Annotated in this window: 20 protein-coding genes; 5 read left to right on the top strand and 15 right to left on the bottom strand. The window is 73.0% G+C overall.

Annotation, left to right across the window (positions count from 1 at the left end):
- Positions 1-69 precede the first annotated feature (69 nt).
- The 4 genes from ispG to dxr form a co-directional block, all read right to left on the bottom strand.
- Positions 70-1,194, bottom strand: coding sequence for a flavodoxin-dependent (E)-4-hydroxy-3-methylbut-2-enyl-diphosphate synthase (ispG, locus tag AB7F12_RS20755; RefSeq protein WP_428502094.1), 1,125 nt, complete (start codon positions 1,192-1,194; stop codon positions 70-72).
- Between the two features lie 115 nt (positions 1,195-1,309).
- Entirely contained in the window at positions 1,310-1,801 is a 492-nt protein-coding gene (locus tag AB7F12_RS20750) for an LNS2 domain-containing protein (RefSeq protein ID WP_428502083.1), read from the bottom strand.
- The gene (locus tag AB7F12_RS20745) at positions 1,801-2,997 is read right to left on the bottom strand and encodes a M50 family metallopeptidase (RefSeq protein WP_428502084.1); all 1,197 of its coding nucleotides are present in this window, start codon (positions 2,995-2,997) and stop codon (positions 1,801-1,803) included. The genes AB7F12_RS20750 and AB7F12_RS20745 overlap by 1 nt, the downstream gene beginning before the upstream one ends.
- Positions 2,998-3,012: 15 nt before the next feature.
- Positions 3,013-4,188 carry a 1-deoxy-D-xylulose-5-phosphate reductoisomerase gene (dxr, locus tag AB7F12_RS20740; protein WP_428502085.1) on the bottom strand — a complete coding sequence of 392 codons (1,176 nt, stop codon included), beginning with the start codon at positions 4,186-4,188 and terminating at the stop codon, positions 3,013-3,015.
- Positions 4,189-4,259: 71 nt separating this feature from the next.
- Here dxr and AB7F12_RS20735 point away from each other — a divergent pair, with 71 nt between their 5' ends.
- On the top strand, positions 4,260-4,520 hold the full coding sequence (locus AB7F12_RS20735) for a DUF2631 domain-containing protein (protein ID WP_428502087.1): 261 nt from the start codon (positions 4,260-4,262) through the stop codon (positions 4,518-4,520).
- A gap of 16 nt (positions 4,521-4,536) precedes the next feature.
- Positions 4,537-5,508: a non-homologous end-joining DNA ligase gene (ligD, locus tag AB7F12_RS20730; RefSeq protein WP_428502088.1), complete on the top strand. Its 972-nt coding sequence runs from the start codon at positions 4,537-4,539 to the stop codon at positions 5,506-5,508.
- Between the two features lie 197 nt (positions 5,509-5,705).
- On the opposite strand, the gene AB7F12_RS20725 is transcribed toward ligD, so the two are convergent.
- Complete coding sequence (locus tag AB7F12_RS20725) at positions 5,706-6,365, bottom strand: maleylpyruvate isomerase family mycothiol-dependent enzyme (RefSeq protein WP_428502089.1); 660 nt, start codon at positions 6,363-6,365, stop codon at positions 5,706-5,708.
- A gap of 64 nt (positions 6,366-6,429) precedes the next feature.
- Here AB7F12_RS20725 and AB7F12_RS20720 point away from each other — a divergent pair, with 64 nt between their 5' ends.
- Positions 6,430-6,867 (top strand): MarR family winged helix-turn-helix transcriptional regulator, encoded by a 438-nt coding sequence (locus AB7F12_RS20720; protein ID WP_428502090.1) that lies wholly within the window; start codon positions 6,430-6,432, stop codon positions 6,865-6,867.
- Positions 6,868-6,911: 44 nt separating this feature from the next.
- Here the strand turns inward: AB7F12_RS20720 and mug are convergent, their stop codons facing one another.
- The gene (mug, locus tag AB7F12_RS20715; protein WP_428502091.1) at positions 6,912-7,472 is read right to left on the bottom strand and encodes a G/U mismatch-specific DNA glycosylase; all 561 of its coding nucleotides are present in this window, start codon (positions 7,470-7,472) and stop codon (positions 6,912-6,914) included.
- A 54-nt stretch (positions 7,473-7,526) separates the two neighbouring features.
- On the opposite strand from mug, the gene AB7F12_RS20710 reads away from it, so the two are divergent.
- A complete protein-coding gene (locus tag AB7F12_RS20710; protein ID WP_428502092.1) occupies positions 7,527-8,624 on the top strand; it encodes an ATP-dependent DNA ligase in 1,098 nt (365 codons plus the stop codon).
- Positions 8,625-8,752: 128 nt separating this feature from the next.
- Here the strand turns inward: AB7F12_RS20710 and rlmN are convergent, their stop codons facing one another.
- The 3 genes from rlmN to AB7F12_RS20695 form a co-directional block, all read right to left on the bottom strand.
- Positions 8,753-9,859, bottom strand: a complete 1,107-nt coding sequence (gene rlmN / locus AB7F12_RS20705; RefSeq protein ID WP_428501284.1) for a 23S rRNA (adenine(2503)-C(2))-methyltransferase RlmN — start codon at positions 9,857-9,859, stop codon at positions 8,753-8,755.
- Between the two features lie 28 nt (positions 9,860-9,887).
- A complete protein-coding gene (locus AB7F12_RS20700) occupies positions 9,888-10,373 on the bottom strand; it encodes a pyridoxamine 5'-phosphate oxidase family protein (protein ID WP_428501283.1) in 486 nt (161 codons plus the stop codon).
- Positions 10,374-10,548: 175 nt separating this feature from the next.
- Positions 10,549-11,814: a hypothetical protein gene (locus AB7F12_RS20695; protein ID WP_428501282.1), complete on the bottom strand. Its 1,266-nt coding sequence runs from the start codon at positions 11,812-11,814 to the stop codon at positions 10,549-10,551.
- A 159-nt stretch (positions 11,815-11,973) separates the two neighbouring features.
- On the opposite strand from AB7F12_RS20695, the gene AB7F12_RS20690 reads away from it, so the two are divergent.
- On the top strand, positions 11,974-12,489 hold the full coding sequence (locus AB7F12_RS20690; protein ID WP_428501281.1) for a Rieske (2Fe-2S) protein: 516 nt from the start codon (positions 11,974-11,976) through the stop codon (positions 12,487-12,489).
- A gap of 11 nt (positions 12,490-12,500) precedes the next feature.
- On the opposite strand, the gene AB7F12_RS20685 is transcribed toward AB7F12_RS20690, so the two are convergent.
- The 6 genes from AB7F12_RS20685 to rpsB form a co-directional block, all read right to left on the bottom strand.
- Positions 12,501-13,253 (bottom strand): class I SAM-dependent methyltransferase, encoded by a 753-nt coding sequence (locus AB7F12_RS20685; RefSeq protein ID WP_428501280.1) that lies wholly within the window; start codon positions 13,251-13,253, stop codon positions 12,501-12,503.
- Between the two features lie 13 nt (positions 13,254-13,266).
- Entirely contained in the window at positions 13,267-14,118 is an 852-nt protein-coding gene (locus AB7F12_RS20680; RefSeq protein WP_428501279.1) for a phosphatidate cytidylyltransferase, read from the bottom strand.
- Between the two features lie 369 nt (positions 14,119-14,487).
- Positions 14,488-15,045: a ribosome recycling factor gene (gene frr / locus AB7F12_RS20675; RefSeq protein WP_428501278.1), complete on the bottom strand. Its 558-nt coding sequence runs from the start codon at positions 15,043-15,045 to the stop codon at positions 14,488-14,490.
- Between the two features lie 34 nt (positions 15,046-15,079).
- Positions 15,080-15,838: a UMP kinase gene (pyrH, locus tag AB7F12_RS20670; protein WP_428501277.1), complete on the bottom strand. Its 759-nt coding sequence runs from the start codon at positions 15,836-15,838 to the stop codon at positions 15,080-15,082.
- 14 nt (positions 15,839-15,852) lie between these two features.
- The gene (gene tsf / locus AB7F12_RS20665) at positions 15,853-16,680 is read right to left on the bottom strand and encodes a translation elongation factor Ts (RefSeq protein WP_428501276.1); all 828 of its coding nucleotides are present in this window, start codon (positions 16,678-16,680) and stop codon (positions 15,853-15,855) included.
- Between the two features lie 99 nt (positions 16,681-16,779).
- Positions 16,780-17,682, bottom strand: a complete 903-nt coding sequence (rpsB, locus tag AB7F12_RS20660; protein ID WP_428501275.1) for a 30S ribosomal protein S2 — start codon at positions 17,680-17,682, stop codon at positions 16,780-16,782.
- Positions 17,683-17,900: the final 218 nt, after the last annotated feature.

Genomic DNA, 17,900 nt, shown 5'->3' with positions numbered 1-17,900 from the left:
CCCATGTGAGGCCCGGTTTCGGCTCGATCTCGGATCACGTGGTGCGGCCCCCCGGTGACGCTGTCGGCGTCAGCCGACGACGACCTCGGGCTCGCCCTCGCCCGCCATCGTCTCGGCGATCTTCAACGCCTCCTCGATGAGGGTCTCGACGATGGCGTGCTCCGGGACCGTCTTGATCACCTCGCCCTTGACGAAGATCTGACCCTTGCCGTTGCCGGAAGCGACCCCCAGATCGGCCTCGCGCGCCTCCCCCGGACCGTTGACGACACAGCCCATGACGGCGACGCGCAGCGGCACCTCCATGCCGGTGAGACCCGCGGTGACCTGCTCGGCGAGGGTGTAGACGTCGACCTGGGCGCGCCCGCACGACGGGCACGACACGATCTCCAGGCGCCGCGGCTTGAGGTTGAGCGACTCCAGGATCTGGCGGCCGACCTTCACCTCGTTGACCGGTGGCGCCGACAACGAGACGCGGATGGTGTCGCCGATGCCCTGGGACAGCAGCGCGCCGAACGCGACCGCGGACTTGATCGTGCCCTGGAACTCCGGACCGGCCTCGGTGACGCCGAGGTGCAGCGGGTAGTCGCACTGCTCGGCGAGCAGCTCGTAGGCGCGCACCATGACGACGGGGTCGTTGTGCTTCACCGAGATCTTGACGTCGTGGAAGTCGTGCTCGGCGAACAGGCTCGCCTCCCACAGCGCCGACTCGACCAGCGCCTCCGGGGTTGCCTTGCCGTACTTCTGCAGCAGCCGCTTGTCGAGCGAGCCCGCGTTGACGCCGATGCGGATCGGGGTGCCGTGGTCGCGCGCGGCGGCCGCGATCTCCTTGACCTGGTCGTCGAACTTGCGGATGTTGCCCGGGTTCACCCGCACCGCGGCACAACCGGCCTCGATGGCGGCGAACACGTACTTGGGCTGGAAGTGGATGTCGGCGATCACCGGGATCTGCGACTTCTTCGCGATCGCCGGGAGCGCGTCCGCGTCGTCCTGGCTCGGGCACGCGACGCGCACGATGTCGCAGCCCGCCGCGGTGAGCTCGGCGATCTGCTGCAGGGTCGAGTTCACGTCCGCGGTCAGGGTGGTGGTCATCGACTGCACGGAGATCGGGTGGTCGCTGCCGACGCCGACGCCCCCGACCTGCAGCTGCCGGGTCTTCCGGCGAGGAGCGAGGGTCGGGGCGGGTGCGGCGGGCATGCCCAGGGAGACGCTCACGACCCCCAGTATCCTCCGCGCGGCGCCGACGTGCCGGGGGCGTGGCCGGAGCCACGCCGACCGCGCGCCGACCTGCGGCGGGCGGGCAGGCGGCGGGTCAGGTCCGGCCCTTGTTCTCCTGCGCGTCCTGCAGGGTCGAGGAGTGCGGCAGCCACGTCGCCAGCTCGACGGGCCAGCCGTCGTCGGCCAGGACCCGCACGACCGACGGGTCGTCGTCGATGACCGAGGCGATGGTCCGGGTGCGGGCCAGCTCGCGCAGCACCTCGCGTTTGACCCACCGGGCGGGGCGGTAGTCGTCGTCCTCACGCATGTGGAGCGGCCCGGTCGGCAGCCCGTGCCGGGCCAGCCAGCGCTCGGTGAGCCGCCGGTTGCGCTCCGGGCGACCGGTCAGGTAGATGACGTCGTGGTCGGCCAGCGCGGCCCGCAGCCGGCGTGCGCCCTCCTCCAGCAGCGGGTCGCGGTCGGCCGCGGTGAAGAAGCGTTCCCAGCGGTTGACGTCGAGATGGTGGAGGCGGTGGGTGACGTCGGCGAGCACGCCGTCGATGTCGAACACGGCGATCGGCCGGTCCGGACTGTCCGCAGCGGCCACTACTGGAACGGCCGGATCGGGTTGACGATGTCGGCGGTCAGGGTGAGCAGGCTGATCGCGCCGCCGATCAGGATGACGACATAGGTCAGCGGCAGCAGCTTCGTGTAGTCGACGGGCGGCATCGCGACCTTGCCCAGCCGCGCCCGGATCCAGTCGCGCACCCGCTCGTAGAGGTTCACCGCGATGTGCCCGCCGTCCAGCGGCAGCAGCGGCAACAGGTTGAACACGCCGACGAACAGGTTCAGCACCACGAGCAGCTGCACGAACACCTGCCACAGCCCGCGCTCGGCGAGGTCACCGCCGATGACGCTGGCCCCGACGACGCTGACCGGGGTCTCCAGGTCGCGCTCGCCGCCGCCGATGGCGTCGATCAGGCGCGGCACCTTCTCCGGGAACATCAGCAGGCCCTGCCACACCTGCGCGAACATCTGCCCGGTGTAGGCGAACGTCGCGGGCACGGCCGTGAGCGGGTTGTAGTCGAAGATCAGCTGCTGGGAGACGCCGATGGCGCCGACCTCGCGGGGCGCCCCGGTCCGCGGGTCCAGCCGCTGGACCTTCGTGACGTCCATCGACAGCGCCAGGCGCTCACCGCCCCGGTCGACGACGACCGGGGTCGGCCCGTCGGCCGCCTGGATCAGCTTGACGGCGTCGGTCCAGGTCGGGGTGGCCGTCCCGGCGACCGAGACGATCGTGTCGCCCGGGCGCAGCCCGGCGTCGGCGGCCGGGGCGGCCACGCCGGGACCGCACGGCTCGAGCGCCGACGGTGAGGTCTGGTTCGCCGCGCAGCTGATCTGCCCGGCCGTCGGGGTGTCGGCCACGTTGGGCAGGCCCGACGTCAGCGCCAGCACGTAGATCAGGATGATCCCGATGAGGAAGTGCGTGGCCGACCCGGCCGACAGCACGACGACGCGCTGCCACGTCGGCTTGCGGAAGAACGCGCGCGGCCGCTCCTCCTCGCTCACCTCGTCGAGCGCGGTCATGCCGGCGATGTCGCAGAACCCGCCGGCGGGAATCCACTTCATGCCGTACTCGGTCTCGCCGCGGCGGAACGAGAAGATCTTGGGGCCGAAACCGATGTAGTACCGGCGGACCCGCATGCCGAAGGCCTTGGCGGTGACCAAGTGCCCGGCCTCGTGCAGCGCGATGGAGATCGCGATGCCGAGGGCGAACAGCACGACGCCGAACGCGAATGCCACTAGTCAGAGCCCTTCTCAGCCGATCGATGCGGCGAGCTCGCGGGCCCGGGCGCGCGCCCAGCCCTCCGCTGCCAGCACGTCGTCCACGGTAGCGGGATCGCCGGACCAGCCGTCGGCGGCCGCCAGCGCCCGCTCGACGACCTCGGTCACACCCAGGTACGACAGCCCCCCGGCGACGAACGCGGCGACGGCCTCCTCGTTGGCGGCGTTGAACACCGCGGGCAGGCAGCCCCCCGTCGTCCCCGCGGCGCGGGCCAGCCGCACGCCGGGGAACGCGTCGTCGTCGAGGGGTTCGAACGTCCACGACTGCGCGAGGTCCCACGTGCACGCCGCCGCGGCGCCCGGCACCCTGGCCGGCCAGCCCAGCGCCAGCGCGATCGGCAGCCGCATGTCCGGCGGGCCGGCCTGGGCGATCGTCGAGCCGTCGACGAACGTGACCATCGAGTGCACGATCGACTGCGGGTGCACCACGACGTCGATGCGGTCGTAGGGCACGTCGAACAGCAGGTGCGCCTCGATCAGCTCGAGCCCCTTGTTGACCAGCGTCGCCGAGTTGATCGTGACGACGGGGCCCATGTCCCAGGTCGGGTGCTTCAGCGCCTCGTCGAGGCCGACGTGGGCGAGGTCGGCGCGGCTGCGGCCGCGGAACGGCCCGCCCGACGCCGTGAGCACCAGGCGCGCCACCTCGCCGGCCGTGCCGGCGCGCAGGCACTGCGCCAGCGCCGAGTGCTCCGAGTCGACCGGGACGATCTGCCCCGGCGCCGCCGCGTTCGTGACCAGCGCGCCGCCCGCGACCAGCGACTCCTTGTTGGCCAGCGCCAGGGTCTCCCCCGCCGCCAGCGCCGCCAGCGTCGGCCCCAGCCCACGCGAGCCGGTGATCCCGTTGAGGACGACGTCGGCAGGTGTCGTCGCGGTCAGCTCCGTCGCCGCGTCCGGCCCGTCCAGGACCTCGACGCCCGGCAGCTCGGCGCGCAGCGCCGCCGCGGCGGCGGGGTCGGCCACCGCGACCCGCTCGACACGGTGGGCGCGGGCCTGTGCCGCCAGCAGCCCGACGTCACCGCCGCCCGCCGCGAGCCCGGCCACGGTGAACCTGCCCTCCGCGTGGTCGACGACGTCGAGGGCCTGGGTGCCGATCGAGCCGGTCGAGCCCAGCACGAGAACCGACCGCGGATCCTGGGAATTGGCGCTCATCACCGCACATCATCCTCGGCCGGGCCTTGTGCGAGGATGTGCCCCGCAGGCATCTCGTTCAGGAGGACGGCGTGGCAGGTAGTGAGCTGGCGAAGCGACCCGGTACCGAGGTCGACCCGCTCGACGAGCCGTCGGCGGAGTGGGGCTGGCACGGGAGCTTCCCGAACGGCACCCTCATCGCGGCCGTCGCGACCGTGATCATCCTGCCGTTGCTGCTGATCGGCCACCACGCCAGCTGGACCGAGATCCTGTGGATGGTCGTCCCGGCGCTGTTCGTCCTCGGTGGCGTCATCGGCGGCCTGGCGAAGCGCCGCAACGCCTGGCGCCGCTGACCCGAGGCGCGCCGCCATGGCCGAGCGGGCGGGCCCGGCCGTCGAGCTCGAGGTCGGCGACCGGACGGTCCGCATCTCCAACCCCGACCGGGTCTACTTCCCGGCCCGCGGGGAGACCAAGCTCGACCTGGCGAAGTACTACATCGCCGTCGGTGACGGGATCGTCCGCGCCCTGCGCGACCGGCCCTGCATGCTCCACCGCTTCCCGACGGGCGTCACCGGCGAGAAGGTCCACCAGAAGCGGCTGCCCCGCGGCGCGCCCGACTGGGTCCCCACGGTGCGGGTGCACTTCCCCCGCTACAACCGCCACGCCGACGAGCTGTGCGTCGCGCACGTCGCCGACGTCGTGTGGGCCGTGCAGATGTCGACGGTCGAGTTCCACCCCTGGAACTCCCGCGCCGCCGACACCGAGAAGCCCGACGAGTGGCGCATCGACCTCGACCCGATGCCCGACGCCACGTTCGACGACGTGCGCCGCGTCGCCGCGATCGCCCACGAGGTCCTCGACGAGCTGGGCGCCACCGGCTGGCCGAAGACCTCCGGCGGCTCGGGGATGCACGTCTACGTGCGGATCGAGCCACGTTGGGGGTTCTCCGACGTCCGCCGCGCCGCGCACGCCTTCGCCCGCGAGGTCGGCCGTCGCGCCGGGGATCTCGTCGATCTGACATGGTGGCGCAAGGACCGCGACCCGGCCTCGATCTTCGTCGACTACAACCAGAACGCCCGCGACCACACCATCCGCAGCGCCTACTCCGTCCGCGGGGTGCCCGAGGCCGTGGTCTCGACGCCGATCCGCTGGGACGAGGTCGCCGACGTCGACCCCCGGGACTGCACGATCGCCACGGTGCCGGCCCGCGTCGCCGAGCTGGGCGACCTGCACGCCGGTATCGACGACGCCGTCTTCGTCCTCGACGAGCTCCTGGAGTGGGCCGACCGCGACGCGCGCGACACCCCCGACGAGGAACCACCGGACCTCGACGACCTGTGATCCCGTGCGCGCGGCGGCCGTCTCGTCGGCCAGGGCTCCCACGGGCGCCGGCCGAGGTCGTCGACCGCGCGGGCGACGTCGTGGGCCCGCCCGGCTCACGTCGTACGTGCGTGAGGACTCCCGGGCTCCCCTCATGACGGGCGTCCGCCGGCCCGAGCGTCGGGCCGGGGCGGGTGTCACGCCCGGGCGTCGCCGGATCAGGGCCCATCCGGGACCGTGGTGTCGGCCTGCGGCGCAAGGTGTGCGACTCCCGGTCCGTCGAGCCGTGGCCGGGCGACCGCGCCGCGACCGGTGACGAGCAGCAACAGCGCCCCGGCCGGACCACGGACCTCCGCGCCCGCGCCCGCGGCCCACTCCGCGTCGGTCGCGACCAGACGCAGCCCCCGCAACCGTCGCTTCGCCCAGAACGGCCATCCCATCCGCCACACCCGGTCCAGCCCGGCGACGGTCCCGGCGAGCGGCATCGCGACGTCGCGCCCCAGGGGGATCGCCACGTCCTGGACGTGCACGATGGTGTCGAACAGGAGGTTGCGCCAGGTGGTGATCGCCGGTCGGCGGCGGTTGTCGGCGTCGGACCGCAGCCCGGCGACGAGCTCCGCGGTCGGCCGCGCCGCCCAGCGGACGGTCATGTCGTGGTTGACCCGGTCGACGTCACCGCGGGCGCGAAGGCACTCGTAGAGGATCCGGCCGATCCCCGGCGAGTGCGGGGTGAGCGCGAGGTGGGCGGCCACGTCACGCACCCGCCATCTCGCACACAGCGAGGGCGCCTCCCACTCCTGCGGGGTCAGGTCGGCGAGGAGGTCGGCGAGCACGCGGCGCTGCTGCGCGATCACACCCCAGGCCTGCTCCTGCTCCATCACGCACCTCCGACTCGTCAGAGAGTCTGACCATTAAGTCAGAGGATCGTACTATCGTCAACCCGTGCCGGACGACGCGCTCAACCTGGGCCTGCTGCTGTTCATCCCCTACCGCGCCATGGAGGACCGGGTGTTCGACGAGCTCGCTGCGGCCGGCTTCGGCGACATCAGCCGCGCCCAGGGCCGGCTCTTCCAGCGGATCGGCCCGAACGGCAGCCGCCTCACCGAGCTCGCCCGCCAGAGCGGCGTCACCAAGCAGACCGCAGGCTTCCTCGTCGACCAGCTGGAGGCCGCCGGCTACGTCACCCGCGTCCCCGACCCGTCCGACGGGCGGGCCCGGCTCGTCGTGATCGCCCCGCGCGGGGCCGCCGCCGTCGCCCGCTCGGTCGGGGTCGTGGCCGACGTCGAGCGGGAGTGGACCGCGCACCTGGGCGCCGAACGCACCGAGGTCCTCCGCACGCTGCTCACCGACCTGCGCGCGGCCACCGACCCCTACGCCTGAGCCGCCCCGCCCCGCCACGCCCGAGCCGCCCCGCCCGAGCGCCCCTATGCCTGAGCCGCCTCGCGCAGCCGCGAGAACTCCTCCGCCATCGCCGCGCGCGACCAGTGCGCGTTGAGGCCACTCGGGTTGGGCAGGACCCAGATCCCGGTGTCCCCCGACGTCTCCGCCTGCGGCCCGACCGCGGCCTTGGGACAGGCGAACGCCGTCCGGTACGCGGTCACCCCGACGACGGCGAGCCAGCGCGGCCCCTCCTGCGCCACGAGGGTCCGCAGCCGTTCGCCGCCGGCGCGCAACTCCTCGTCGGAGAGCTCGTCCGCGCGGGCCGTGGTGCGCGCCACCATGTTCGTGATGCCCAGCCCGAGACCGCGCAGCTCACCCTGCTCCGCCGGGAGCAGCAACCGCGGGGTGAAGCCGGAGTCGTAGAGCACCGGCCAGAACCGGTTGCCGGGCCGGGCGAAGTGGTGCCCGGTCGCCCCCGACAGCAGCCCCGGATTGATACCGCAGAACAACACCCGCAACGCGGGGTCGCCGGGACCGGGCAGGACGTCGTCGATCGTGCGCTCGCGGGCCGCCTCCAGCTCCGCCGCGGTGAACCGTGACGCCATCGAAGTACCCCTTCCCGCTCGATCCTGTCGGAGTATCCCGGCAGGATGTGCCGCGTGGACCTGCCCGTGATGCCCCCGGTGAAGCCGATGCTGGCCAAGCCCGTCGCCACGATCCCCGACGGCAGGCACTACGAGCCGAAATGGGACGGCTTCCGGTCGATCATCTTCCGCGACGGCGACGAGGTCGAGATCGGCAGCCGCAACGAGCGGCCGATGACCCGGTACTTCCCCGAGGTCGTCGCGGCCGTGAAGGCCAACTTCCCCGACCGGGCGGTGATCGACGGGGAGATCATCGTGGTCGACCGGGAACGCAACCGGCTCGACTTCGAGGCCCTGCAGCAGCGCATCCACCCCGCCGACTCCCGCGTCCGGCTGCTCGCCGAGCAGACCCCGGCCAGCTTCGTGGCGTTCGACCTGCTGGCGCTGGGCGACGACGACCTCTCCGAACGCCGTCTCGACGAGCGCCGCACCCTGCTGGAGCAGGCGCTGGCCGACGCGGCACCCCCCATCCACATCACGCCCGCGACGCAGGACCCGGTGCTGGCCGAGCAGTGGTTCCGCGAGTTCGAGGGCGCCGGTCTCGACGGGTTGATCGCCAAACCGCTCGACCTCACCTACCAGCCCGACAAGCGCGTCATGGCCAAGATCAAGCACGAGCGCACCTGCGACTGCGTGGTGGCGGGCTACCGCGTCCACAAGTCGGGCCCGGACGCGATCGGGTCGCTCCTGCTCGGCCTGTTCGACGAGCGCGGCACCCTCGCCTCCGTCGGCGTCATCGGCGCGTTCCCGATGGCGCGGCGGCGCGAGCTGTTCACCGAGATGCAGCCCCTCGTCACCGAGTTCGACGGGCACCCCTGGAACTGGGCCGCCCACGAGCAGGGCGAACGCACCCCGCGCAAGAACGAGGGCAGCCGCTGGAACGCGGGCAAGGACCTGTCGTTCGTGCCGCTGCGCCCCGAACGCGTCGTCGAGGTCCGCTACGACTACATGGAGGGCATCCGGTTCCGGCACACCGCGCAGTTCGTGCGCTGGCGCGACGACCGGACCCCCGAGTCGTGCACCTACGAGCAGCTCGAACAGCCGGTCAGCTTCGACCTCGGCGAGGTCCTGGGGCTGCCCGACCAGGAGGGTGCCGGAGAACGCCGGCCGTAGCGAGCGGCGTCCGGGCGGTGTCATCGCACGCCGGGCAGGTGCGGCGACACCGCTGTCGTGGCGACGCGCCTGCCCAGCGCCGCGAGGGCGCCGCCTGGGCGTCGCGCCGCAGGCCCGAGCGCTCCTGGCTACTTGTGGGCCGCGGCCAGCTGGCCGCACGCCGCGTCGATCTCCTGGCCGCGGGTGTCGCGGACGGTGCACGCCACCCCCGCTGCCTCGACGCGGCGGACGAACTCGTCCTGCACCGGGCGCGGGGACGCGTCCCACTCGCTGCCCGGTGTCGGGTTGAGCGGGATCAGGTTGACGTGCACCCGCTTGGTGCCGATGCGCCGGCGCAGCAGCGTGCCGAGCAGGTCGGCGCGCCACGGCTGGTCGTTCACGTCGCGGATCAGGGCGTACTCGATCGACACCCGACGGCCCGTGGCCTGCGCGTAGCGGCGCGCCGCGTCGAGCACCTCGCCGACCTTCCACCGGTTGTTCACCGGGACCAGGGTGTCGCGCAGCTCGTCGTCGGGCGTGTGCAGCGACACCGCGAGTGTCACCGGGAGACCCTCGGCGGCCAGCTTGTCGATCGCCGGGACGAGCCCGACCGTCGACACCGTGATCCCGCGCGGTGAGATGCCCAGCCCGTCGGGCGCCGGGGAGGTGATGCGGCGCAACGCCGCCACGACCCGGTTGTAGTTCGCCAGCGGCTCGCCCATCCCCATGAAGACGATGTTCGACAGCCGCATCGGCGCACCCAGCTTGCCGTCACGCGCCGCCGCCGCGGCCTGACGCACCTGGTCGACGATCTCGCCCGTCGACAGGTTGCGCTGCAGCCCGCCCTGGCCCGTCGCACAGAACGGGCACGCCATACCGCAGCCCGCCTGGCTGGAGATGCACACCGTCGCCCGGTCCGGGTAGGCCATCAGCACCGACTCGGCCAGCACCCCGTCGTGCCCGCGCCACAGCATCTTGCGGGTCGCCCCGTCGTCGCAGGACTGCTCGGTGACCGGCGTGACCAGCGGCGGCAGCAGCGACGCGAGCGTCTCGCGCGCCGCGGCGGGCAGGTCGGTCATCTCCTCGACGTCCGCGGTGAGCCGGCCGAAGTAGTGCCGGGCCAGCTGGTCGGCGCGGAAGCCGGGCAGACCCAGATCGGTCACCGCGGCCTTGCGGTCGGCGGGGTCGAGATCGGCGAGATGACGCGGCGGGAGGCCGCGCTTCGGAGCATCGAAGACGAGCGGGAGGGAAGTCATGACCCACCCGATTGTGCCAGGTCCGACGTCAGAGCCCCCGGGCCGCCGCCTGCGCCGCGATGACGTCGGGCACGCGGGTCTCGAAGTCGTACAGCCGCGCCCACGTGGGCGTGACCGTCAGCACGGCCATCCGGTCGTAGAGCGCGCGGACGCCGGCCTCGAAACCCTCCCACGCCTGCGGCGCCACCAGCTTGCGGGCGCCGTCGAGGAACACCTCCGGCACACCGTCGACGATCTCGACCGTCGTCGTACCGCGCACCAGGAGCACGTGCGGGGGCTGCTCGTCGGTGTCGACGGTCAGCGCCACCGTCGGGTTCGCCTGCAGCGCGGCGACCTTGGGCGCCTTCGCGACGGTCGCCATGACCAGCGCCGACCCCGTCCACGCGTACCCCATCGGCACGACCCGCGGTGTCCCGTCGAGCGCGGTGTAGGCCAGCCGCGCGGGGATCCGCGCGGCCATCAGCTCCTGGGCCAGTGGCTCGGCCAACGTGGCCAGGACGTCCTCGGCGCGCATCGCCGTCCCCTCCCCGGCGGACCAGGCGGCCCACCCGTCGCCGATATGACGACCCGGCCGGCCCGAACTCATCGCCGCGCAGCTACGGACCCTGCCGAAGCCGGGCTGCCCGGACAGCGCCGTTCCTGCCCGCGGGGGACGTCAGCGGACTGTCGCCCCGCGGCTTCGGGCCGGGTCAGGTGTGCGGGCCCCGGGCCCGGACGGGTTCGGTGACGCGGTCGTGCGCACCGTCGGCGCGGGTCCGGACGGTCGGGCCGTACGGGTCGCCGGCGTGCGGACCGGCGTGCGGACCGCCACCGGGCAGCCCGCCACCGGGCGCTGCGGCTGCGGGTGAGGCGGCTGCGGGTGAGGCGCTCTGCGGGCCGCCACCGGGCGCGACAGCGCCGTGCGGAGCGCCACCGGGCACGGCAGCCGCGGGCGCGGCAGCACCCTGCGGACCGGCACCGGGCACGGCAGCCGCGGACGCGGCAGCACCCTGCGGACCGGCACCGGGCACGGCAGCCGCGGACGCGGCAGCACCCTGCGGACCGGCACCGGGCACGGCAGCCGCGGACGCGGCAGCACCCTGCGGACCGGCACCGAGCGGACCGGCACCGGGCGGACCGGCACCGAGCGGACCGGCACCGGGCGGACCGGCACCGGGCGGACCGGCACCGGGCGGACCGGCCGGACCGCGGCGGGGTCCGGCACCGGGCGAGGGCTGCCGCGGCGGTCTGGCAGGAGCCTGCCGGGGGGCAGGCGGGCGCTGCGGCGCAGCGCCCCCGGCCGACCGCGGCGCCGGCACGGGCGGCCGGGAACCGGACGGGGTGAACATCGTGGGCTGCCCGCTCCGCCGCTCCTCGCGACGTTCACGCGGGGTCCGGATCGACCGCAGCCGCTTACGCAGCCACCGCCCGCCCGCCCGCACCGACGGCCCACCCAGCACGCCGGTGCGCACGGCGCCCGCACCCCACAGCAACAGCGCCCCGCCGAAACCGACGATCCCCTGCGGCGCTGAGGCGCCGACGGTGCCGAGCGCCACCACCGCACCGGCCGCGGCCAGCACGAGCAGCCCGCTGCCGACGGCGACGAACGAGCGCGACCCGACGATCGGCGCCACGGAGAACAGCGTGATCGCGACCAGCGCCGACGCCACCGGCACCGCCACCTCACCCCACGACACCATCCCGAGGCCGATGAGCGCGGCGACGGCCAGCACCCCTGCGACGACGCCCTGCCGGACCAGCCGGGCCCGCCTCGCCGCGCCCAACGGCCGACCGTTGCCCTGGCGGCCGCGGACCAACGTCCACAGCACACCCGTGGCTCCGAGTCCCACCGCCATGAGAGCGGTCCCTGCGCCGCCCGAGAGGGCTAGCGCGCCGGCGATCCACCACACCACACCGAGGACGGTCTCGATCTGGGGAGCGGCCACCCCGTCGGGGAGCCTGATCGGTCGCGTCATGCCACCCACGGTAGCCAAGCGGGCGCGACGACGTCGGGCTCCGCCCCCGCGCCCCACACCGGTCCCACACCCGCCCTGTCATTGTTGAATCCGCAACGGAACTGCCCCGCGGCGATGCCACCCCCGAACGGCGCCCGCACCACCACCGGGAGACGACCCATGCCGCCCACCGACGAGCCCGCCGCGACCGACATCCCGCCGGGCTCCCCCGCATCCCGACTCCTGTCCCGCCGCGCGGTCGTCGCCGGTGCGGGCGCCGCCGCGATCGGCGCCGGCCTGCTCGTCGCCGGCTGCTCGGCGGACCCGGGCTCGGACAGCGGCGCCGGGGCCGGCAGCGGCTCCGGATCAGGGGGCGGTTCCGGGTCGGGCAGCGGCTCCGGCGGCTCCGCGTCCGGCACGCTCGGGCCGGCCACCGACGTCCCCGTCGGCGGCGCGAAGATCTACGGCGACCAGGGCGTCGTCGTCACCCAGCCGACGGCCGGGAACTACGCCGGCTTCTCGACGCGCTGCCCCCACCAGGGCTGCCAGGTCAACGAGATCGACGGCGCCTCGATCATCTGCCCCTGCCACGGCAGCATGTTCGCCCTCGACGGCGCCGTCGAGCAGGGCCCCGCACGGACCGGCCTCGTCCAGAAGGCCGTCACCGTCGAGAACGGCCAGATCGTCCTGAGCTGACACCGGGCAGGTCAGGGCGTGACGAGCCCCGCGGGGGTGCGCCGCACGTGCACCCGGTAGCCGACCGGGATCGTCAGGCCCGGGGTCTCGGCGATCGCGCGGGCGGCGACCTCCCGGGAGAACTCGATACCCAGCACCGCCTCGAGGGTGGCGCGGTCGGCGAAACGCCAGATCGTGTCGACGCGGCGCATCCCGAACCCGCGGGCCGCGAACCAGCGCTCCACCGCCCCCGCGTCGTAGCGCGGCAGGTCCGCCGACAGCCACGACCCGTAGGGCCCGGCAGTGAAGTCGAGATCGACGATCGCGAGCGCGCCGCCCGGTCGCAGCACCCGGTCGGCCTCGGCCAGGCCCGCCTCACAGCCCGCCCCGAAGAAGTACGCGGTGCGGGCGTGGACGAGATCGGCGGAGGCGTCGGGCAGCGGCAGCTCGGCGGCCCCCGCCTGCACGACGCGGACCCGGTCCAGCCCTGCGACCCGCGCCCGGGCCCGCTCGACCAGCGGCGGATGCGGCTCCACCCCGACCACGGACGCGGCGTCGCGGGCGAAGAACGGCAGATGGAAACCGTCGCCGCAGCCGATGTCGACGACATCGGCACCCGCCCACGGCGTCGACGCCCGCAGCACGTCCCAGATCGCGCCGTCGACGTCCTGCGCCTCGTTCTCGCGCTCGTAGATCTCCGGCCAGTTCCAGATGTTCGGGCTGGGGATCGTCGGGCCCGGCTTCGGCTGCCCACCGAAACCGGCGTACAGCTTCGCCGCGCCCACCTCGACCGCCGCCTCAGCCGACCGGCAGCGCGATGCCCAGCACCAGCCACGCCACGAACGCGGCCGGGAGCATCGAGTCGAGCCGGTCCATCAGACCGCCGTGCCCGGGCAGCATCGTGCCCATGTCCTTGATCCCCAGGTCACGCTTGACCAGCGACTCGCACAGGTCACCCAACGTCGCGGTCACGACGAGCAACGCGCCGGTGATCGCGCCGATCCACCAGCTGTCGCCGAGCAGCAGCACCACCGACAGCGCACCCGCCATGGTGCCCGCGACGACCGACCCGGCGAAGCCCTCCCACGACTTCTTCGGGCTGATCGTCGGTGCCATCGGGTGCCGTCCCGCCAGCACGCCCGCCGCGTAGCCGCCGACGTCGGAGGCGACGACGCAGATCATGAACGTCAGCACCCGGCCCACACCGTCGGACGGCAGGACCAGCAGCACGGCGAACGTCGCGAACATCGGCACGTAGGCAGCGGCGAACAAGGTCGCGCCGACGTCGCGCAGGTAGCCGTCGGCGCCCCGGCGCATCCGCCAGATCATCCCGACCAGCGCCGTCAACCCGAACGCGGCGAGGAGGCCCTGCAGCCCGAACGGCCAGCTCAGCCACACCATCGCCTGCCCGCCGACCAGCAGCACCGGCAACGCCACGGTGATACCCGCCGCCCGGCGCAGCGCCCCGGCCAGCTCCCACGCGCCGACGGCCACCGCGACCGCGATCACACCGACGAAGAAGTGCCGTTCCAGCAGCAGCGACGACAGGATGACGGCACCGAGCCCGACGCCGACCCCGATGGCCGCGACGAGGTTGCGCCCGGCGCGCGACTGGCGCTTCTGCGGCCCGGCGTCCGGGTCGTCGCTCACCGCGCCCACCACGGGCTCCCCGGCCCCCGCCCGCGCGGCGGCCTCGCTCGGCAGCCCTGCCCCGGTCGACAGCCCTGCCCCGGTCGACAGCCCTGCCCCGGTCGACAGCCCTGCCCCGGTCGACAGCTCTGCCCCGCTGGACAGCTCTGCCCCGCTGGACAGCCCTGCCCCGGTCGAGGGCCCCGCCCCGCTCGACGGCGCGCCGTTCGCGGGCACTCCGCTCGACGGCGTCCCGTTCGGGGGCACTCCGTGCGACGGCGCCCCGTCCGGCGGCGCGACCCTGCCCCGGCGAGCGGGGCGGCCGGGCACCGCTGCGGCCTCACCGGAGAGGCTCACGCGGCACTGCCGTGGACGGGGCGAGACATCTGCTCAGACCTCGAGGAGCTCGGTTTCCTTGTGCTTCACCAGCTCGTCGACCTGGTGGACGTACTTGTCGGTCGTGCCCTGGAGTTCCTTCTCGGCACGCCCGACCTCGTCCTCACCCGCCTCGCCGTCCTTGACGATGCGGTGCAGCTCCTCCATCGCCTTGCGACGCAGGTTGCGGATCGTGACCCGGGCGTCCTCACCCTTGCCGCGCGCGACCTTGACCATCTCCTTGCGCCGCTCCTCCGACAGCTGCGGGATCACCACGCGGATGATCTGCCCGTCGTTGGAGGGGTTGACACCGAGGTCGGAGCTGCGGATGGCCTTCTCCAGCGCCTGCAGCTGCGATATGTCGTAGGGCTTGATGACCGCCATCCGCGCCTCGGGGACGCTGATCGACGCCAGCTGGTTGAGCGGCGTCATCGCCCCGTAGTACTCGACGACGATGCGGGAGAACATCGAGGGCGTCGCCCGGCCGGTCCGGACGGCAGCGAGGTCGTCCTTGGCCACGGAGACGGCCTTCTCCATCTTCTCCTCGGCATCGAAGAGGGTCTCGTCGATCACGTCTGCTCCCAGCGTTCAGGCGGCGACGGCCGGGTCAGTTCGCCCGGTCGGTGTCCGGCGTGGTCACCAGCGTTCCGATCCTCTCACCGCGCACTGCGCGCGCGATGTTCCCCTCGGTGAGCAGGTTGAACACGATGATCGGCATCCGATTGTCCATGCAGAGGCTGAACGCCGTGGCGTCGGCCACCTTGAGACCCCGCTCGAGTACCTGCTGATGGGTGATCTCGGTGAACAGCGTGGCGTCGGCGTGGATCTTCGGGTCGGCCGTGTAGACACCGTCCACACCCTTGGCGAGCAACAGGGCGTCGCACCCGATCTCCAGCGCACGCTGGGCACCCGCGGTGTCGGTGGAGAAGTACGGCATGCCGACGCCCGCGCCGAAGATCACGACGCGGCCCTTCTCCAGGTGACGCATCGCGCGGCGCGGGATGTACGCCTCCGCGACCTGGCCCATCGTGATGGCGGTCTGCACACGGGTGTCGATCCCGTGGCTGCGCTCCAGGAAGTCCTGCAGCGCGAGGCAGTTCATGACCGTGGCGAGCATGCCCATGTAGTCGGCCCGCGAGCGGTCCATGCCGCCCTGCTGCAGCTCGGCGCCGCGGAAGAAGTTGCCGCCGCCGATGACGACGGCGACCTGCGCGCCACTCGCGACGACCTCGGCGATCTGGCGGGCGACGGTCTGCACGACCTGCGGGTCGACGCCGAGCCCCCCACCACCGAACATCTCACCGCCGAGCTTCAGCAGCACACGGCGAAATCCGGGGCGGGGGGTGGCGTCGACCTCGTCAGTCATGCTCGAAGACCTGCTCAGGCCTGTCCGACCTCGAAGCGGACGAACTCCTTGACCGTCACGCCGGCCTCGTCGAGGAGCGCCTTCACGCTCTTCTTCGGGTCCTGCACCGACGGCTGCTCGAGGAGCACGACGTCCTTGTAGAAGCCGTTGACGCGCCCGTCGACGATGCGGGCCAGCACCTGCTCGGGCTTGCCCTCCTCGCGAGCGGTGGCCTCGGCGATGCGCTTCTCGTTGTCGATGACGTCGCCGGGAACCTCGTCGCGCGTGGTGTAGCGCGGGCGGGCCGCGGCGACGTGCATCGCGACACCGCGGGCGGCGTCGTCGCCGGCGGCGGAGTCGGACGCCTCGTAGGACACCAGCGCGCCGATGGCCGGCGGCAGGTCCGAGGACCGGCGGTGCAGGTACAGCGCGACCGGGCCGTCGAGGTGGATGTAGCGCTTGAGCTCGAGCTTCTCGCCGATGCGGGCCGACAGGGCCTGCACGGCGTCGGCCACGGTGCCACCGTCGAGCTGGGCCTTGGCCAGCGCCTCGACGTCGGCCGGCTTCTGCTCGACCGCCACGGCCAGGATCTTGTCGGCCAGGCTGATGAAGTCGTCGCTCTTCGCGACGAAGTCGGTCTCGCAGTCGAGCTCGACCATGGTGCCGCCCTGCGCCACGACCAGGCCGTTGGAGGTGGAACGCTCGGCGCGCTTACCCACGTCCTTCGCGCCCTTGATGCGCAGCAGCTCGACAGCCTTGTCCAGGTCGCCCTCGGACTCCTCGAGCGCCTTCTTGCAGTCCATCATCCCGGAGCCGGTGAGCTCACGGAGCCGCTTGACGTCGGCGGCGGTGTAGTTCGCCATCGCTAAGTCTCTTCGTCCTCTGGTCGGTTCGTGAAGATCGTGTCCGGGACGGACCGGACCGCGGGTGGGCCGGACCCGGCCCACCCGCGGTACGACGGGTCAGCTCGCGGACTGGGTCCCGTTGCTGGTGGTGGCCGGGGCCGCCGCGGCAGCGGCGTTGGGGGCCTCGGCAGCGGCACCGGCGGCGGACAGGCTCGCACCGTCCGAACCGACCTCGCCGCCGTTGGCCAGCAGGTCCTGCTCCCACTCGGGGAGCGGCTCGTCGCTGCCGACCTCAGGCTTGCCCTCGGCACCGTCACGGCCACCGCTGCGCGCCGAACGGGCCATCAGGCCGTCGGCCGCCGCACGGGCGATGACCTTGGTGAGCAGCGCGGCGGAACGGATCGCGTCGTCGTTGCCCGGGATCGGGAAGTCGACCTCGTCGGGGTCGCAGTTCGTGTCCAGGATGGAGACGACCGGGATGCCCAGCTTGCGAGCCTCGCCGACGGCGATGTGCTCCTTCTTGGTGTCGACGATCCAGACGGCGCTGGGAACCTTCGACATGTCGCGGATGCCGCCGAGGGTCTTCTCCAGCTTCCCCTTCTCACGGGTGAGCATGAGGATCTCCTTCTTGGTGCGACCCTCGAAGCCCCCCGTCTGCTCCATCGACTCCAGCTCCTTGAGGCGCTGGAGGCGCTTGTGCACGGTCTGGAAGTTGGTGAGCATCCCGCCCAGCCAGCGCTGGTTCACGTACGGCATGTTGACGCGGCCCGCCTCTTCGGCGATGGCCTCCTGCGCCTGCTTCTTCGTGCCGACGAACATGATCGTGCCGCCGTGGGCGACGGTCTCACGCACGAACTCGTAGGCGCGGTCGATGTACGACAGCGTCTGCTGGAGGTCGATGATGTAGATGCCGTTGCGCTCGGTGAGGATGTAGCGCTTCATCTTCGGGTTCCAGCGCCGGGTCTGGTGCCCGAAGTGCACACCCGAGTCCAGCAGCTGCTTCATGGTGACGACGGCCATAGCCGATGTTCACCTCTCGATCAGGCGCGGCACCTGCCGCGCTCACGGTTCTCGCCGACCACCGGTCGATGGTCCGCCCTGGCGCCGCGCCGGACCCGGACCCGTTCGCCCTCGACCTCCCGCGGACGGGACGCGTGGGCTCGCAGGACCGCCCGGGTACCGTCCGCGCCCACCGAACCGGGAACCGGCAGCGGGCGAGGCACGCGAGCGCGCGAAGT

Source organism: Pseudonocardia sp., assembly GCF_050250275.1.
GTDB lineage: Bacteria > Actinomycetota > Actinomycetes > Mycobacteriales > Pseudonocardiaceae > Pseudonocardia.
This window is presented reverse-complemented; position numbering and strand designations above follow the sequence as displayed.

What these genes read in the sequence shown, in the direction of transcription:
- ispG (WP_428502094.1), bottom strand. Translation starts at nt 1,194, where the DNA reads ATGCCCGCCGCACCCGCCCCGACCCTCGCTCCTCGCCGGAAGACCCGG.
- dxr (WP_428502085.1), bottom strand. Translation starts at nt 4,188, where the DNA reads ATGAGCGCCAATTCCCAGGATCCGCGGTCGGTTCTCGTGCTGGGCTCG.
- ligD (WP_428502088.1), top strand. Translation starts at nt 4,537, where the DNA reads ATGGCCGAGCGGGCGGGCCCGGCCGTCGAGCTCGAGGTCGGCGACCGG.
- AB7F12_RS20725 (WP_428502089.1), bottom strand. Translation starts at nt 6,365, where the DNA reads ATGGAGCAGGAGCAGGCCTGGGGTGTGATCGCGCAGCAGCGCCGCGTG.
- mug (WP_428502091.1), bottom strand. Translation starts at nt 7,472, where the DNA reads ATGGCGTCACGGTTCACCGCGGCGGAGCTGGAGGCGGCCCGCGAGCGC.
- rlmN (WP_428501284.1), bottom strand. Translation starts at nt 9,859, where the DNA reads ATGACTTCCCTCCCGCTCGTCTTCGATGCTCCGAAGCGCGGCCTCCCG.
- AB7F12_RS20700 (WP_428501283.1), bottom strand. Translation starts at nt 10,373, where the DNA reads ATGCGCGCCGAGGACGTCCTGGCCACGTTGGCCGAGCCACTGGCCCAG.
- AB7F12_RS20695 (WP_428501282.1), bottom strand. Translation starts at nt 11,814, where the DNA reads ATGACGCGACCGATCAGGCTCCCCGACGGGGTGGCCGCTCCCCAGATC.
- AB7F12_RS20690 (WP_428501281.1), top strand. Translation starts at nt 11,974, where the DNA reads ATGCCGCCCACCGACGAGCCCGCCGCGACCGACATCCCGCCGGGCTCC.
- pyrH (WP_428501277.1), bottom strand. Translation starts at nt 15,838, where the DNA reads ATGACTGACGAGGTCGACGCCACCCCCCGCCCCGGATTTCGCCGTGTG.
- tsf (WP_428501276.1), bottom strand. Translation starts at nt 16,680, where the DNA reads ATGGCGAACTACACCGCCGCCGACGTCAAGCGGCTCCGTGAGCTCACC.
- rpsB (WP_428501275.1), bottom strand. Translation starts at nt 17,682, where the DNA reads ATGGCCGTCGTCACCATGAAGCAGCTGCTGGACTCGGGTGTGCACTTC.